The organism is Paraburkholderia edwinii (assembly GCF_019428685.1).
In the GTDB taxonomy this organism is placed as follows: Bacteria; Pseudomonadota; Gammaproteobacteria; order Burkholderiales; family Burkholderiaceae; genus Paraburkholderia; species Paraburkholderia edwinii.
The window spans coordinates 3,139,736-3,156,050 of the sequence record NZ_CP080096.1 but is presented as its reverse complement, the minus strand read 5'-3'; the positions used below and the strand labels follow the sequence as shown (position 1 = coordinate 3,156,050).

16 protein-coding genes are annotated in these 16,315 nt (G+C 64.1%); 5 read left to right on the top strand and 11 right to left on the bottom strand.

Annotated elements, in window-relative coordinates; genetic code table 11:
* Positions 1-71: 71 nt before the first annotated feature.
* The 10 genes from KZJ38_RS35400 to phnG all read right to left on the bottom strand — a co-directional run bounded on the left by KZJ38_RS35400 (position 72) and on the right by phnG (position 10,163).
* Entirely contained in the window at positions 72-1,241 is a 1,170-nt protein-coding gene (locus KZJ38_RS35400) for a porin (RefSeq protein ID WP_219801657.1), read from the bottom strand.
* A 387-nt stretch (positions 1,242-1,628) separates the two neighbouring features.
* Positions 1,629-2,744 (bottom strand): succinylglutamate desuccinylase/aspartoacylase family protein, encoded by a 1,116-nt coding sequence (locus KZJ38_RS35395; RefSeq protein WP_219801656.1) that lies wholly within the window; start codon positions 2,742-2,744, stop codon positions 1,629-1,631.
* A 158-nt stretch (positions 2,745-2,902) separates the two neighbouring features.
* Complete coding sequence (locus KZJ38_RS35390; protein ID WP_219801655.1) at positions 2,903-3,685, bottom strand: ABC transporter substrate-binding protein; 783 nt, start codon at positions 3,683-3,685, stop codon at positions 2,903-2,905.
* A gap of 381 nt (positions 3,686-4,066) precedes the next feature.
* Positions 4,067-5,200 (bottom strand): alpha-D-ribose 1-methylphosphonate 5-triphosphate diphosphatase, encoded by a 1,134-nt coding sequence (locus tag KZJ38_RS35385; protein ID WP_219801654.1) that lies wholly within the window; start codon positions 5,198-5,200, stop codon positions 4,067-4,069.
* Positions 5,201-5,227: 27 nt separating this feature from the next.
* Positions 5,228-6,016, bottom strand: a complete 789-nt coding sequence (phnL, locus tag KZJ38_RS35380; RefSeq protein ID WP_219801653.1) for a phosphonate C-P lyase system protein PhnL — start codon at positions 6,014-6,016, stop codon at positions 5,228-5,230.
* A gap of 8 nt (positions 6,017-6,024) precedes the next feature.
* The gene (gene phnK, locus KZJ38_RS35375) at positions 6,025-6,807 is read right to left on the bottom strand and encodes a phosphonate C-P lyase system protein PhnK (RefSeq protein WP_219801652.1); all 783 of its coding nucleotides are present in this window, start codon (positions 6,805-6,807) and stop codon (positions 6,025-6,027) included.
* Positions 6,804-7,736, bottom strand: a complete 933-nt coding sequence (locus KZJ38_RS35370) for an alpha-D-ribose 1-methylphosphonate 5-phosphate C-P-lyase PhnJ (RefSeq protein ID WP_219801651.1) — start codon at positions 7,734-7,736, stop codon at positions 6,804-6,806. The genes phnK and KZJ38_RS35370 overlap by 4 nt, the downstream gene beginning before the upstream one ends.
* Positions 7,733-8,980: a carbon-phosphorus lyase complex subunit gene (locus KZJ38_RS35365; protein WP_219801650.1), complete on the bottom strand. Its 1,248-nt coding sequence runs from the start codon at positions 8,978-8,980 to the stop codon at positions 7,733-7,735. The genes KZJ38_RS35370 and KZJ38_RS35365 overlap by 4 nt, the downstream gene beginning before the upstream one ends.
* The gene (phnH, locus tag KZJ38_RS35360; protein ID WP_219801649.1) at positions 8,980-9,636 is read right to left on the bottom strand and encodes a phosphonate C-P lyase system protein PhnH; all 657 of its coding nucleotides are present in this window, start codon (positions 9,634-9,636) and stop codon (positions 8,980-8,982) included. Before phnH ends, KZJ38_RS35365 begins: the two co-directional genes overlap by 1 nt.
* Positions 9,636-10,163 carry a phosphonate C-P lyase system protein PhnG gene (phnG, locus tag KZJ38_RS35355; protein WP_219801648.1) on the bottom strand — a complete coding sequence of 176 codons (528 nt, stop codon included), beginning with the start codon at positions 10,161-10,163 and terminating at the stop codon, positions 9,636-9,638. Before phnG ends, phnH begins: the two co-directional genes overlap by 1 nt.
* 174 nt (positions 10,164-10,337) lie before the next feature.
* On the opposite strand from phnG, the gene phnF reads away from it, so the two are divergent.
* The 4 genes from phnF to KZJ38_RS35335 all read left to right on the top strand — a co-directional run bounded on the left by phnF (position 10,338) and on the right by KZJ38_RS35335 (position 13,772).
* Positions 10,338-11,090, top strand: coding sequence for a phosphonate metabolism transcriptional regulator PhnF (gene phnF, locus KZJ38_RS35350; protein WP_219801647.1), 753 nt, complete (start codon positions 10,338-10,340; stop codon positions 11,088-11,090).
* Between the two features lie 35 nt (positions 11,091-11,125).
* Positions 11,126-11,947 carry a DUF1045 domain-containing protein gene (locus KZJ38_RS35345; protein ID WP_219801646.1) on the top strand — a complete coding sequence of 274 codons (822 nt, stop codon included), beginning with the start codon at positions 11,126-11,128 and terminating at the stop codon, positions 11,945-11,947.
* 3 nt (positions 11,948-11,950) lie between these two features.
* Complete coding sequence (phnN, locus tag KZJ38_RS35340) at positions 11,951-12,496, top strand: phosphonate metabolism protein/1,5-bisphosphokinase (PRPP-forming) PhnN (RefSeq protein WP_219801645.1); 546 nt, start codon at positions 11,951-11,953, stop codon at positions 12,494-12,496.
* Positions 12,497-12,581: 85 nt separating this feature from the next.
* Positions 12,582-13,772, top strand: coding sequence for a M20 aminoacylase family protein (locus KZJ38_RS35335; RefSeq protein WP_219801644.1), 1,191 nt, complete (start codon positions 12,582-12,584; stop codon positions 13,770-13,772).
* A gap of 76 nt (positions 13,773-13,848) precedes the next feature.
* On the opposite strand, the gene KZJ38_RS35330 is transcribed toward KZJ38_RS35335, so the two are convergent.
* Positions 13,849-14,679 carry an IclR family transcriptional regulator gene (locus KZJ38_RS35330; protein ID WP_219801643.1) on the bottom strand — a complete coding sequence of 277 codons (831 nt, stop codon included), beginning with the start codon at positions 14,677-14,679 and terminating at the stop codon, positions 13,849-13,851.
* 210 nt (positions 14,680-14,889) lie between these two features.
* On the opposite strand from KZJ38_RS35330, the gene pcaF reads away from it, so the two are divergent.
* Positions 14,890-16,092, top strand: coding sequence for a 3-oxoadipyl-CoA thiolase (gene pcaF / locus KZJ38_RS35325; protein WP_219801642.1), 1,203 nt, complete (start codon positions 14,890-14,892; stop codon positions 16,090-16,092).
* The last annotated feature ends 223 nt before the right edge of the window (positions 16,093-16,315 follow it).

Below are 16,315 nucleotides of genomic sequence, written 5' to 3'. Positions count from 1 at the left end.
AAGGGCGTCCTTGCCTGCTCTCGTAGCAGGCTGGCCGAGCGTCTCGCCGCAAGGCCAACCGTTCATGCCATTTAGAACTTGTGGCGCAGGCCGACGCGGAACGCCAGCTGGCTTTGCGAGTTGCTGCCCGAGTTGCCGAAGAACGAGCTCGTGTCGCCGATCTGCGATTGCAGCGGCGTGTTGCCCGCATGGCCGCTCGCGTCTTCGAACACCGTCAGGAAGTACACGTCGGTACGCTTGCTGAGCGCGTAGTCGACAGCACCCGTGATCTGGTTCCAGTGGCCGGTCGCCGTCGCGCCGTCAACCTTCGAGTACGTGTAGCCTGCAGCAACCGACAGCGCTTGCGTGAAGGCGTACTTGCCGCCCACGTCGTAAGCCTGGTACAGCGACGAGCCCAGCGTGATCGGCTGGAACAGCGTGTTCGTGTACAACGCCCATGCCGTCACCGGGCCGAGCGTGTAACGGCCGCCAACGCCGAACGTGCGCAGATCGCGGATCGCCGCGCCACCCGATGCGCCCGTGCCCGGGTTGAAGTTCGCGAGGGCAACGTTGAATGCCGGCACAGCCAGCGCCGGGAACTTGATGTCCGTGTAAGCAGCGCCGAGGCTGAACGGACCGTACGCGTAGTTCGCGCCGAAGCTGTATGCGCGCGACGAACCGGTCGTCGTGCCAACCGTCGGAGCACCGCCGAATGCGCCTGCCTGGTTCGAGAAGCCGTACATCGCACCGAACGTCAGGCCGTAGAAGTTCGCGCTGCTGAACTTCACCGCGTTGTTGATACGGCTCGACGTCAGCTGGTCGACGTCGTTCATGTGGTACGAGTAGTTGCCGCCGACGGTGTTGCCACCGTTCGAGTACGCGCCGCCGAGGTAGTCGGTCGAGAACGAGTATTGACGACCGAACGTCACTGCGCCGATGCCGTCCTTCGACAGACCGACGAATGCCTGACGGCCGAACAGTGCGCCACCTTGGCTCGACGTGCCGTTGCCGCTGTTGAAGCCGCCTTCGAGCACGAAGATCGCCTTCAGGCCGCCACCGAGGTCTTCCGTACCGCGCATGCCCCAACGGCTGCCCTGAGCAACGCCGTCGTCATACTTGAACAGCTTCTGCGAGTTTGCGCCGCTGTGATTCACGTAGCTGATACCAGCGTCGATGATCCCGTACAGCGTCACGCTGCTTTGCGCGTGCGCAGCGCCCGCAAAAGTTGCGAGGAGCGCCGTGGTCAGTACTTTCTTGTTCAAAGATTTCTCCGTTTTAGAAATTTGCCAGCGACTGTCGCCATGCTCTTCGGCAGGTCTTTCGTCGAACGCGAATTTAAACGGATTACATACAACTGAATATGACAATTACGAAAAACGCACTGGATGTAGTGCAAAAGCTACATTTTTAGGACTCGAATGCGGGATTTTTGCTCGTTTCTTATAGTTATACCTACAAGCTGTTTATGGATGTAGGTACTGTGAAAGAAATCTCTTCTTCGCGCGTAAATCTATGTCGCATAAGGCAAACCGCCCGCTTTAAAGCGGGCGATTTTTTGCGGTTGAAGCGCTGTGAGTGGCGCGAATGCGCCGATGCGAAGCAATTCGGCCGATCGTCTCCGGCCGCAAAACGAAGCTTGACTAAGCCGACTAAGCCGACAACAGCGAACCCGAGCGGATTGCTTTCGCGCCGGCCACGCGCGCGACTTCCATCCCGGCCGTCGCAAAACGCGATACGTGCCGCGCGTACAGCACGCCCGCGACCGTGCACTTCAACGTGACGACTTTATCGGTCAGCGGATCGACGATATCGGCGATTTCCTTGCCCGCGTCGACCCATTTGCCGACTTCCGCGCGAAACACCACGACGCCGCTGACCGGCGACACAACCGGCTCGGTGCCGGCAAGCGGCGTGGCCGCGAATTCGAGCGCGGGCATCGGCGCAGCCGTGCCTTCGATCACGCCGCGATGCGTGAGGTACTCGATGATCCCTTGCGCATCCTTTTCCGCGAACTCGTACGATACGTCGCGCTGGCTGCGCAGTTCGACCGTGACCGAGATCGAGCCATTGGGAATCGGGAAGCGGTCGCCGAAGCGCGTGCGCAGATCGGACCAGCAGAAGCTGTGAATCTCGTCGAACGGATTGCCGACCGAGTCGAGCGCGAGCAGCGACGCCTTGGCGTCGAGATAGCGCGACAGCGGCTCGACGTCGGGCCACAGGTCCGGGTTCGTGTACAGGTGCAGCGCCGCTTCCCAGTCGCAATGCAGATCGAGCACGATGTCCGCGTCGAACGACATCAGCTGCAGCGCGAGGCGGTGCGATTCCAGCTCGGTACGCGGCTTTTGCGCCTGCAAGGCTTCGCGCATCGCCGCGCGGATTGCGCGGCGATTGGCCTCGATATCGCCGGTCAGACGTCCTTCGATGATGGGCTCGACGAGCGCCGCGAGGTTATGGAAATTGCGGTTGAAGTTCTGCGCGGTGTTCAGTTCGAAGCGGCCCGCGAGCAGCCCGAGCATCTGCTGGTTCAGGCCGATCGGATTGGCGACCGGCACCACGATCACTTCGCCGCGCAGCTTGCCGGCCGCTTCGAGCGCTTCGAGCTTGCGGCGCAGCGCCCACGAAACGAGCATGCCGGGCAGCTCGTCGGCATGCAGCGACGACTGGATATACACCTTCTGTCCGCCGCCGGGACCGTAGTGGAAGCTCGTCACGTTGCGAGCGGTGCCAAGCGACGGGGAAATCAGCGGATGAATTTGCGTTTGCATGAGAGAGGTGCGGCAAAGCGAAGAGGCCGCTTATCGGTTGACTGCGGGCTATTATGCCCGCCCGGAATGAAAACGGGCTCCATGCGGAGCCCGTCGGGGTGGCAGAGGCCTGGCCAGGCCGGCGCGGCGAGCCGCGCCGGAGGCGCTATTAGCCGTACTTAGCCGCCGTACACGTCGAAGTCGAAGTACTTCTTCTCGAGCTTCTTGTACGTGCCGTCCTTGAGGATGTCGGCGATCGCCTTGTCGATCTTCGTCTTCAGATCCGTGTCTTCCTTGCGCATGCCGATGCCTGCGCCTTCGCCGAGGATCTTCTTGTCTTCGAGATCCTTGCCGACGAACTGGAAGCCCGCGCCGCGCGGCGTCTTCAGGAAGCCGATGTCCGCTTGCACGGCGTCTTGCAGCGTGGCGTCGAGACGGCCCGAGATCAGGTCGGCGTAGACCTGGTCCTGGTTCTGGTAAGCGACGACCTTCGCGCCCTTCGGCTCCCAGTAGGTCTTCGCGTACGTTTCCTGGATCGTGCCCTGCTCGACGCCGACCGACTTGCCGGCCAGCGATTCAGGCGTCGGCTGGATGTTCGAGCCTTTCTTCGCGACGAGGCGCGTCGGCGTGTTGAACAGCTTCGACGAGAAAGCGACCTGTTCGGCGCGTTGCGGCGTCATCGACATCGACGACAGCACGCCGTCGAACTTCTTCGCCTTCAGCGCCGGGATCATGCCGTCGAAGTCGTTCTCGACCCACACGCATTTCGCCTTCAGGCGCGAGCAGATTTCATTGCCGAGGTCGATGTCGAAACCGACCAGCTTACCGTCGGAGCCCTTCGATTCGAACGGAGGGTAGCTGGCGTCGACGCCGAAACGGATCGTGGTCCAGTCTTTGGCATGTGCGCCGATCGAAACGGTGGCAAGCAGGGCAACCGTCAAGGCCGCGAGCAGTTTTTTCACTGATTTACTCCCGAGTGGTTCTGATAAGTCGCGTATGCGGATTGTGCTATGCGACATGACCCGGCGCGGATAGGCGGCCGGGTTTAGTGGTTTCGGCCGCCGGCAGGCCGCCAGCAGCGCGCGCCAAGCTTACCAGTCCAAAAATATTGGGGACCTGGTAGAACCCCGAATGGCGTGGCAAAGCAAGCTCTGACGCGCGTTTGCGGGCCGGGCGTCGGTGAAAGGAGATCGACAGTTATACGGTAACGCGGGGTGGTCCCGAAAGCCGCGCGATGTGATATCGGCGTGTGCGAGGGGCTCGCTGCACTGCCGCACGGCGGGCGCCGGCGGCAGTGCTCGTCTCAGTGCTTGTTTCAGTGCTCTTGGTCTGGCGCGCGGAGATTAGACCACGCGCACGCCGGCGCGCCAGGTGGCGCGCGGCACCGGCAGTGCGTCCATCATCGTGACGCGCACGAAGTCGGCGCGCAGGCCCGGGGCGATCGAGCCGCGGTCGTGCAGGCCGGCCGCACGCGCGGGTTCGGCCGACACGGTGCGCATCGCGCGCGGCAGCGTCCAGCCGGCCTTCTCGACGAGTTCGAAGGCCGCTGTCAACAGGCTCGACGGCACATAGTCGGACGACAGGATATCGAGCAGATCCGCCTTCGCGAGTTCGAGCGCCGACACGTTGCCCGAGTGCGAGCCGCCGCGCACGACGTTCGGCGCGCCCATGATCGTCGCGATGCCGTGACGGTGCGACGCTTCGGCTGCGACGCGCGTGGTCGGGAATTCGGCCAGCACGACGCCTTCGGCGGCCGCCTGTTCGACGTGCTCGACGAGCGTGTCGTCGTGGCTCGCGACCGGCACCTGCAGCTTCTTGCAGCGGTCGATGATCGCCAGACGGTGCGCGTCGGCAAAGCGCTGCTGTTCCGCGGCGAGCTCCATCAGCGTCCGTTCGGCTTCCTCGTCGGTGAGCTTGCCGTGGCGCTCCTGGAACTTGCGCCACGCCACGCGATCGTGCCACTGACGCTGCCCCGGCGTGTGATCCATCACCGAAGCGAGCCGCAGCATCGGATGTCCGCACAGCTCGTCGAACACCTCGACCACGTCGCCGGTCGCCACCTCGCAGCGCAGATGCAGGAAGTGGTCCGCGCGCAGCAGCTTGCGCTCGGTGAAGCGCTGCAGCGCTTGCGCGCAGCGCGTCTGGATGCCGCGCTCGCGCGGGCCGTTGTGCGCGCGCGAACCGATCGCGAGCGCGTCGAAGACAGTGGTAATGCCGGCGGCGGCGACCTGCGCGTCGTGAATCACAAACGCGGCGTCGGTGTTCCAGTACACGCCGGGACGCGGCGCCAGATGCTTCTCGAGATTGTCGGTGTGCAGTTCGATCAGGCCGGGCAGCAGGTAATCGCCTTCCCAGTCCTCCGACTCGCGCGCGGACGTCGTGCCGCGCGAAATGTCGCGGATCACGTCGTTCTCGATCCACACGACGCCAGTGAATTCTTCATCCCGCGTGACGACGCGGGCGTTCCTGATCAACATCGGAAAACTCCGTATGGGTGTTGGATATCAGTGTATTGCAGCCGTGTGACGCAGCGGTGGCCTCAGTTCGAGCCGGCGCGTCGCCACTTTCGCGCGCGTGTCTTCATCGTGGAAGATGCCGACAATCGCCGCGCCGCGCTCGCGCGCCTCGATCACGAGATCGGCTACAACATCGCGGTTTTCCGCGTCGAGCGAGGCGGTGGGTTCGTCGAGCAGCAACACCGGATGCTCGGCGATCAGGCCGCGCGCGATATTCACGCGCTGCTGTTCGCCGCCCGAAAACGTGGCCGGTGCGAGCGACCACAGCCGTTCCGGCACATTCAATCGCGCCAGCAGCGCGGCTGCGCGTGCGCGCGCTTCGGTTTCGGCCACGCCGCGTGAAACGAGCGGCTCGGCCACGAGCGTCAGCGTCGTCACGCGCGGAATCACGCGCAAGAACTGGCTCACGTAGCCGACCACGCTGCGACGCAAATACAGCACGTCGTGCGCCTGCGCGCCGGTAATCGCGACGTACCGGCTATCGCTATGATCGGCGCGCGCATCGTCGCGCAGCGCGATCGTGCCGGCGCTCGCCAGATAGTTGCCGTACAGGCACCGCAACAGCGTACTCTTGCCGGCGCCCGAAGGGCCGACCAGCACGACGCATTCGCCGCGTTCGACATCGAGCGATACGCCGTCGAGCGCGTCGATCTGCACGCCGCCCTGGCCGTGCAGCGTGAAGGTCTTCGCGACGCCCACCGCGCGCAGCATCAGCGCGGGGTTATCAACGAACGTGCGTCCGATCGTGTGTGCGCCATTGGATTCGATAAGTGACATCGCAGACCTCAAACCGGCAGAACCGAGGAAACCAGCGTTTGCGTGTACGGATGCTGCGGATCGTCGAGCACCTGATCGGTCAGGCCCGATTCGACGACTTCGCCGCCCTGCATCACCATGAGCCGGTGCGCGAGCAGCCGCGCGACGCCGATATCGTGCGTGACGATCAGCACCGACAGATGCAGCGTCGCGGTCAGCGTGCGCAGCAGGTCGAGCAGGCGCGCCTGCACCGAGACGTCGAGACCGGCGGTCGGCTCGTCCATAAACACGAGTCGCGGGCCAGTCACGAGATTGCGCGCAATTTGCAGGCGCTGTTGCATGCCGCCCGAAAACGCGGCCGGAAATTCGTCGATGCGCGCGGCGTCGAGTTCGACACGCTCCATCCATTGCGTCGCGAGCGCGCGGATCTGTCCGTAATGGCGCGCGCCGACGGCCATCAGCGGCTCGCCGATATTGGCGCCCGCGGACACGCCGGTGCGCAGCCCGTCGCGCGGATTCTGCTGAACAAAACCCCATTCGGTGCGCATCAAAAGCCGCCGGCGCGGCTCGGACAACTCGCGCAGATCGACCGTCGCGCCATGCGCGGCCGCGTAGTGCAGCGAGCCGCTGTCGGCTTCGGTGCGCAGCGCGAGCGTGTTCAGAAGCGTCGTCTTGCCGGAGCCGGATTCGCCGACGATACACAGCACTTCGCCAGGATACAGATCGAAGCTGACGTTTCTACAACCATTGCGGCCGCCGTACTGCTTGGTGAGCGAGCGTGCGGAGAGAAGCGGGGTGAGCCTTTGCGTCATGCGTGTTCTCCGGCGCCTTCGGTCTGGGCCTGTTGCTCTATTTGCTGCGCTGCCTGTGCTTCGCGCCGCTCATGGCAGTAATCGCTATCGGAACAGACGAACATCCGCTTGCCCGTATCGTCGACGATCATTTCGTCGAGAAAGCTTTCCGTCGATCCGCACAGCGCACACGCATGATCCCAGCGCTGCACTTCGAACGGGTGATCGTCGAAGTCGAGGCTGCGCACGTGCGTGTACGGCGGGATCGCGTGGATGCGCCGCTCGCGGCCGGCGCCGAACAGTTGCAGCGCGGCGTTCATATGCATCTTGGGGTTGTCGTACTTCGGGATCGGCGACGGCGACGTCAAATAGCGGTGGTTGACGATCACCGGGTAATCGTAAGTCGTCGCGATGCTGCCGTGATGCACGATGTCTTCGTACAGCTTCACGCTGATCAGGCCGTAGTCGGCCAGCGCGTGCAGCTTTCGGCTTTCGGCGACGCGCGGCTCGAGCTTGTAAAGCGGCTCGGGGTTCGGCACCTGGTAGACGAGAATCTGCTTGTCGGTCAGCGGTGTTTCGGGAATGCGGTGACGTGTCTGCACGATCGTCGCTTCGGTCGTGCGGCGGGTCGTTTTGACGCCCGCGGTGCGGGCGAAAAAGCGCCGGATATTGACCGCATTGGTCGTTTCATCGGAGCCCTGATCGATGACCTTGAGCGTATCGTCGCGACCGATAATCGAAGCGGTGACCTGAATGCCGCCCGTGCCCCAGCCGAACGGCAGCGGCATTTCGCGCGCCGCAAACGGCACCTGGTAGCCGGGCACCGCGACTGCTTTGAGCAGTGCGCGGCGGATCATCCGCTTCGTCTGTTCGTCGAGGTAGGCGAAGTTGTAGCCCTCGGCCGCGCTATCGGGGGTGGGTGACGCGAGGTGTGTGTCGGGCGAATTCATGCGGCTTGTTCCTGTTTGGCGGGCTCGGAAGCCCGCTTCTGCTGGGTCTGCTCCTGCGCCTGGCCGGGAGCTTGCGGGTTGCCATTGGCTTCGTCGCCGTCGCGCCTTTCCACGGTCCCAACGCCTGCGGCCGCACGTTGTGCACGCAACCGTCGCACGAGCTCGAGCTCCGACTGGAAGTCGACGTAATGCGGCAGCTTCAGGTGCTGCACGAAACCCGACGCCTCGACGCTATCGCTATGCGACAGCATGAATTCGACGTCCTGGGTCGGCGAACGCAGCGTTTCGCCGAGCTCTTCGGCGCGCAGCGCGCGGTCGACGAGCGCCATCGCCATCGCCTTGCGTTCCGAGTGGCCGAACGCGAGGCCGTAGCCCTGCGTGAACGACGGCGGCGCTTCCGCGCTGCCCGCGAACTGATTGATCATCTGGCATTCGGTCACATCGATATCGCCGATCTCGACGGCTTCGCCGAGTTCGTCGAGCACCATTTCGACCGCGATCGAGCCGAAGCGGATTTCGCCCGCGAACGGATGCGAGTGCGCGTAGCCGCGCTGCGTCGCATAACCCATTGCAAGCAGAAAGCCTTCGTCGCCGCGCGCGAGATTTTGCAGACGCGTCGCGCGGCTTGCCGGAAACGCGAGCGGTTCGCGCGACAGATCGCCGGGTTCGGGCGCGCCGGGCGTCGGCGTTTCCTGTTCGATCAGGCCTTCCTTGTCGAGCAGCGCGACGACGCGCGGCATCGATTCTTTCTCCGCTTTCGCTGCGTTGCGTGCTGTGGCGTCGGCGTTTGTGTTTGCGTTTGCGTTCGCGTCGGAATTTGCGCCAGCAGCTTCGCCTTCCGCCAGCAGCGCGAAGTCGAGCAGACGCTGCGTGTAGTCATACGTCGGCCCAAGCAGTTGACCGCCGGGCACGTCCTTGAACGTCGCGGAAATGCGGCGCTCCGCGAGAATCGCTTCGGTGCGCAGCGGCTCCGTATAGCCAAAGCGCGGCAGCGTGGTCCGGTACGCGCGCAGCAGGAAAATCGCTTCGACGAGGTCGCCGGCCGCCTGCTTGATCGCCAGCGCCGCGAGCTCTTCGTCGTACACCGAACCTTCGGTCATCACACGCGCGACCGCGAGCCGCAGCTGTTCGCGAATCTGCGCGACGCTCAGTTCGGCGAATTGCGTATCGCCGCGACGCTCCTTGTCGAGCAGGCGCCACGATGCTTCGATGGCGCGCTCTCCACCCTTGACGGCAACGTACATTAGTTGAGCTCCACTTGGGTTGTGCGCGGCAGACCCATCAGCGCGTCGCCGCAGACGAAGTAGCAGTCGATGCCGCACGGAAAGAGCGGCGCGAGTTCCGCGCGTTCGAGCCAGAAATGCTCGGGCAGGCCGTCGAGCGCGATGCGTTGTGTGGATTCGATGCCCGGGCCGCGCAACGTGAGCGGCGTGCCGCTCGTGAGCGATGCGACGCGAATCAGCAGCGTGGCCGACGTTTCGGGCGATTCGGGATCGCCAGGCGCGAAGTGCTCGAGTGCGGGCATCGCGGCAGCGTTGTGTACATAAGCGAATGCGGCGCGCTGCGGCGTATCGACGAGCGGTGCGCCGGTATGGAAGCGCAGCGCGGAGGCGAGCGGCACATCGTCCTGTGCGAGCCACACGGGCGTCGAGAAATCGCAGAGCGTCAGCAGCGCGGCGAACGCGGCGCGGTCGGCCGCGGGTTGATGCGGGGCGTTTGCTGTTGCGCTCAGCGCAGGCAGCACGTTGCTAACGGTGCCGATCGTGCCGGGACGCGAAAGCACGTCGAGCAGCGTGCGAAACACCGCTTGCGTGTCGTGCACCGGATCGGCGAAGCCCGGGGTTAGTGTTGCCAATGAGGTAGACAGCGCAGCCTGCGCCTGATTGTTCGGTGTGTTCATCAGTCGCCTCGCACCATCGTGAAGAATTCGACGCGCGTATCGGCGGTGTCTTGCCGGCGCGCTTCGCGCGCGGCCTCGATGCGCGCGGCAAGCGGTTCGATCAGTTGTTCGTGCAGATGCGGGTGGTGCTGCGGCAGTTGCAGCAACGCATCGGCCAGCGCCGCCAGCTCCGCGCGCCGGCGGTCGCGGCCGAGATGGCACGCAACGCCGACCGGCGCATCGGCGCCCGGTTGGTCATCCCCGGGTTGACCGGCCCCCGTACCACGCAGACGCAGCGTGGCGCGCGTAACCGTCGCTTCGCCAAGATTGAAGGCATCGCCGCTACCGCCGACTCGGCCGCGCACCATCGCGAGGCCGGTTTCGGGCGGACGCAGCCAGTCGTATGCGGGTAGCGGGGCGCCGTTCAGGGCGCGCTGCAGCGCGGCTTCAAGGTCCGCGCGCGGCGTGCGCGCCAGCACGGCGATCCATGCGCGGCGCGCGGACGTCGAGGCCGGGGCGGAAGAAACGGGGGCGGAAGGATCGCTCATCGGGGGTTCCGTGGTATCGATGTGCGGACATTTGACCATCTATTCATCTAAACGTCTAGACGTTTGTAGGTAAAATCCCGCAGTGACACGGTGTAGCGCGGACATTCATATTTTCATCACGGCTCGCGAACTACAATCGAGAGTTATATTTGAACCGAGGGGAATGACACCACCATGACATCGAACGACGATGCGACTCCCGGAACGCTGCTCGAACGCGGCGGCGGCGTCGCCGTATGGCGGCAGATCGAGCAGATCCTTGCAGCGGAAATCGCCGCAAGCGGCTTCGGCGAAGAAGGGCGCCTGCCGAGCGAAGCCGAACTCGCGAGACGCTTCGACGTCAACCGTCACACGATCCGCCGCGCGATGCTGGGGCTTGCGGCGCTGGGTCTCGTCAGCGTCGAACAGGGGCGCGGCACGTTCGTTCAACCGGGTGCGATCGACTATACGATCGGCCGTCGCACGCGGTTCACTGAAAACTTGCGGCAGCAGCAATCGCTTGGCGTGCTGCTGTCTTCGTCGCGTGTGAAGGCCGAGCCGAATGTCGCGAAGGCATTGGGGCTGCGCGCGGGCGTCATGGTGTACCGGATGGAAATGCTGCACGAAGCGAACGGTGTGCCGCTCACCTATGCGCGCAGCTGGTACCCGGCCGCGCGTTTCACGGACCTGCCCGACGCGCTCGAGCGCACCGGCGGCATGACGCGGGCGCTCGCCGAATATGGCGTGCACGACTATCTGCGTAAATGGAGCCGTATCGGCAGTGTGCTGCCCGATGCGGACGTCGCGCGCCGCCTCAATATCAATCGTCAGCAGCCGGTGCTGTGGGTCGAAAACGTCGATGTCGATATCGAGGGCACGCCGATCAAATACGGCTTCACGCACTTCGCTGCCGACCGCGTGCAACTGCTCGTGGAGAACGATATATGAGCGCGGCGCGGGCCAACGGACAAGGGGAAGAGGCCATGTCTTCCGCAGCCGCGGCTGCATCGACAGGTGAGGCGGCGTCTTCTGCTGCATTAGCTGCCAAAGCGTCGGCTAACGACGCCCCCTCGAACTGGAGCGCCGCGTCACGCATCGCGATTTACTACGCGCCGCCGCGGACCTCAGAATGGTGGGACGCGGGTTCCGCATGGCTCGGGCGCGATGCCGAGAGCGGTGCTCTACACGAACCGCGCGCCGATTTTCCGCCGCTGTCGCAAACGCTTGCGCGTCTGACGAATGATCCGCGCCGCTACGGCTGGCACGGCACGCTCGTTGCTCCATTCCGACTAGTCGATGGCGTGCAGCCGCGCGATGTCGTTGATGCGGCGCAGCGTTGGGCGCGCACGCAAACGCGCTTCGCCTTGCCCGTCGAAGCGGCGACACTCGGCCGCTTTGTTGCGCTGAGGCCCGCGGGCGAAGAGGCCGATGCGCGCGTGCGCGAAGTGGCGTCGAACGCACTGCGCGCATGCGCGGCGCTGCGTGCCACGCCGTCGGCGGCGGACCTCGAGCGGCGGCTTGCTGCGCCGCTCACTGAACGGCAACGCGCGCTGCTCGTCGAGTGGGGATACCCATACGTGTTTGACGAATTCCGCTTTCATATGACGCTGTCGAACTCGCTGGAAGACGCGCAAGACCGCGCGGCAATCGTTCAATGGTGGCATGCGCGGACGCAGCAGCTGGGTCCATTGCCGGTCGAGGGCATTGCGCTTTTTGTCGAGCCCGCGCCCGGCGAGCCGTTTGTGCTCTGGCAGCGAATCGCATTCGGTGCAATCGGTGCATCGGATAACACGGAGGTGAAGTAAGGCATGGAAGGCCGTTTGATCTATGTGATGGGCCCGTCGGGCGCAGGTAAGGATTCGCTGCTGCATTTCGCGCGCGATCATGTCGCCGGTGCGCCGGTCGTGTTCGCGCACCGGTACATCACGCGCAGCGCGGGCAGCAACGAAAACCATATCGCGCTCACGCCCGAAGAGTTCGAAGCGCGCTCGGCGCTCGGTCTTTTCGCACTCGAATGGTCGAGTCATACGCTGCGCTATGGCATCGGTATCGAACTCGACACGTGGCTTGCGCGTGGCTGCACGGTCGTTGTCAACGGCTCGCGGCAGCATCTCGAGCGTGCGCTCGAGCGCTACCCGCATGCGGAAATCGTGCACGTCGAAGCCGAGCCGCATATTCTCGCGGCGCGCCTCGGCGCACGCGCGCGCGAAACGGCCGAACAGATTGCGGCGCGGCTCGCGCGCCTGGCGCCGTTTTCGCTGCCCGACGGCGCGCGGCTGACCCGCATCGATAATTCAGGCGTGCTCGATGAGGCGGGCCACGCCTTCGTGCGGGTGCTGCGCGGCCGTATCTGAAGCTCAATCCGCATCTGAATCGTGCTGCTATAGTGCACGCCTGTTCGCCGCGCGCGACGCGGCGCCGAACGCATGGAGCCAGTCGATGACAGACGCAGCCCGTTTTGCCGAAGTAGCCGATCTCGAACCCGCCGCCGCCTCGTTGCGCGACATCCGCCACCAGATTCACCACCATCCCGAACTCGCTTACGAAGAAGTCGAGACCGCCGCGCTCGTCGCAAGCAAACTCGAAGCGTGGGGCTGGCAGGTCACGCGCGGCGTCGGCCGCACCGGTGTGGTCGGCACGCTGAAAGCGGGCACTGGCACGCGCAGCATCGGCATTCGCGCGGACATGGACGCGCTGCCGATCATCGAGCAGACGGGGCTGCCCTACGCGAGCGGCACGCACGGCAAGATGCACGCGTGCGGCCACGACGGCCACACGACGATGCTGCTCGGCGCCGCCCAACATCTGGCGCAGACGCGCCGTTTCTCCGGCACGGTGCATCTGTACTTTCAACCAGCGGAAGAAAGCGGTATCGACAGCGGCGCGAAGAAGATGATCGAAGACGGTCTGTTCGAGCGCTTTCCGTGCGACGCGGTGTTCGGCATGCACAACCATCCGGGCGCCGAGCCCGGCAAGTTCCTGTTCCGCAAAGGTCCGTTCATGTCCGCCGGCGACAAGGCGGTGATCACCGTCGAAGGCGTGGGTGGCCACGCGGCGCGGCCGCATCTGACGGTCGATCCGGTCGTGATTGCCGCGAGTATCGTGATGGCCTTGCAGACCGTCGTCGCGCGCAATGTGGACCCCGCTCAGCCCGCGGTTGTGACGGTCGGCTCGATGCATGCGGGCACCGTCAACAATGTGATTCCCGGCACTGCGAAGCTCGAACTGAGCGTGCGCTCGTTTAGCGCCGAAGTGCGCGCGTTGCTGAAAAAGCGCATCACGGAACTGGCCGAGGGCCAGGCCGCGAGTTACGGCGGCAAGGCGAATGTCGAGTACATCGAAGGTTATCCGGTCGTGATCAATTCGGACGCGGAGACGGAGTTCGCGATTGAAGTCGCACGCGAACTGGTCGGCAACGACAACGTCGTCGCCCATACGGACATGCTGATGGGCAGCGAAGATTTTTCGTTCATGCTGCAGCAGCGGCCGGGCACGTTTTTGCGCCTCGGCAACGGCGTCGGCGAAGACGGCTGCATGGTGCACAACCCGCACTACGATTTCAACGATCGAAATCTGCCGATCGGAGCGGCGTATTGGGCACGGCTTGTCGAGCGCTATTTGAGCCGGTAATCGTGTGTTCTTGCGCGCGCGCTATTCACGCTTCACGCGCGCGTTTTTCAGCCACACGTTGGCCAGCCACGCGATTTCACCCGCGCAGCGCGACCATCTCGGAGACGTTCTGCGCCGCTTTTTGCAGCGGTTCGAGAAACGTCTTCATCATCTGTTTGGCCGAATTGCGCTGCGCGTTCCCGCTGATATTCATTGCCGCGATGATGCGGCCTTGCCGGTTGCGAATCGGCGCCGATATCGAAATCAGGCCTTCTTCGAGCTCCTGATCGGTGATCGCCCAGCCCTGGCGGCGCACCTGCGCGATGATCTGCTTGAGCTCGTCTTTGCCGGTGACCGTGCGCGGCGTGTGCGCGTGCAGGTTCGATGCGTCGAGCACAGCATCGAGCGCGGCATCGTCGAGTGACGAAAGCAGCACGCGTCCCATCGAGGTGCACCATGCGGGCAGACGGCTGCCGATCGAAAGATTGATGGTCATGATCTTGTGCGTCGGCACGCGTAGCACATAGACGATCTCCGTGCGGTCGAGCACGGCCGCCGAGCAGCTTTCGTGCACCTCTGCCGATAGTTCTTCCATCACAGGCTCGGCGACGTTCCAGAACGGCATCGACGTCAGATAGGCGAAGCCGAGATCGAGAATGCGCGGCGTGAGGCGGAACAGGCGCCCATCGGCTTCCACGTAACCGAGCGTTTGCAGCGTCAGCAGGATGCGGCGCGCGCCGGCGCGCGTGAGGCCGGTCGCGGCCGCGACGTCGGTCAGCGTTTGCGCGGGGCGCTCCGCATTGAACGCGCGAATCACCGCGAGGCCGCGCGCGAACGATTGCACGTAGGAGTCGCCCGGTTTGTCCGGCACATCCGCGTCCGTGACGGGGGCGGGTTGCAGCGTTCGAGTGTCTTGATGGGTGGCCATGTTTGCGGGCGATGGAGAGCAAAGCGGACGAAGCGCGGACAATGCAGCAGACCAGCCGCAGGGCAAAAGCCCATCCGCGCAGACGTTGACAGGCTTTTCCGCGCACGCCTATCATCGGTGTAAAATTGTTCGATATTAGACCATAAGTTCGCATATAGAACAAATGGTCTTTCCCAGCAAGCCCGTTGAAGCAATGTCGGAGATACCAAGATGAGTGAAGCTTTCCTCTGTGACGCCATTCGCACACCGATCGGCCGCTACGCAGGTTCCCTGTCGTCGGTTCGCGCAGACGACCTCGGCGCCGTGCCGTTGAAGGCGCTGATCGAGCGCAACAAGGAAGTCGACTGGAACGCCGTCGACGATCTGATCTACGGCTGCGCGAATCAGGCCGGCGAAGACAACCGTAACGTCGCGCGCATGTCGTTGTTGCTCGCGGGCCTGCCGCAAGGCGTGCCGGGCTCGACCATCAACCGGCTGTGCGGTTCGGGCATGGACGCGGTCGGTATTGCCGCGCGCGCCATCAAGGCCGGCGAAGCGGGGCTGATGATCGCGGGCGGCGTCGAAAGCATGAGCCGCGCGCCGTTCGTGATGGGCAAGGCGACCACCGCATTCGCGCGCCAGGCCGACATCTTCGATACGACCATCGGCTGGCGCTTTGTCAATCCGCTCATGAAGCAGATGTATGGCGTCGATTCGATGCCGGAAACGGGCGAGAACGTCGCACAGGAATTCAACGTGAGCCGTGCCGATCAGGACGCGTTCGCGCTGCGCAGCCAGTTGAACGCGTCGCGTGCGCAACGCGACGGCACGCTCGCGCAGGAAATCGTCGCGGTGACGGTGCCGCAGAAGAAGGGCGATCCGCTCGTCGTTTCGAATGACGAACATCCGCGCGAAACGAGCCTTGAAGCGCTGGCGAAACTCAAAGGCGTGGTGCGCGCCGACGGCACGGTGACGGCCGGCAACGCGTCGGGCGTCAACGATGGCGCCGCTGCATTGTTGCTTGCAAACGAAGCGATCGCGCAACGTTTTGGTCTGACGCCGCGCGCACGTGTGCTTGGCGTGGCGACGGCCGGCGTGGCGCCGCGCGTGATGGGCATCGGCCCCGCGCCTGCTACGCAAAAACTGCTTGCGCGCCTTGGCATGAAGCTCGACCAGTTCGATGTCATCGAACTGAACGAAGCATTCGCATCGCAAGGTCTCGCCGTGCTGCGCATGCTCGGCGTGGCCGGCGACGATCCGCGCGTCAATCCGAACGGTGGCGCAATTGCGCTCGGTCATCCGCTCGGCATGAGCGGCGCGCGTCTCGTGACGACCGCGATGTATCAGTTGCAGCGCACGCAGGGCCGCTTTGCCCTGTGCACGATGTGCATCGGTGTCGGGCAGGGCATTGCCATTGCGCTTGAACGCGTGTGATGAACCGTCGCATGTGACACATCGCACGGCGGGAAAAGCTTAACGTTTTGCAACGCTTTTCCCGCGGCGTGAATGCTAAATGAGTGCTGCATGAGTGCTGCATGCGTGAAGCCTTCGCTTCACAATTCAAAAGGCATCCAAACTTTTACACAATCTGAAAAATCGCGGGATCTATTGGCTTTCAGCTGGGTTATGATGCGTTTTCGTCTGGATGACGAACTGT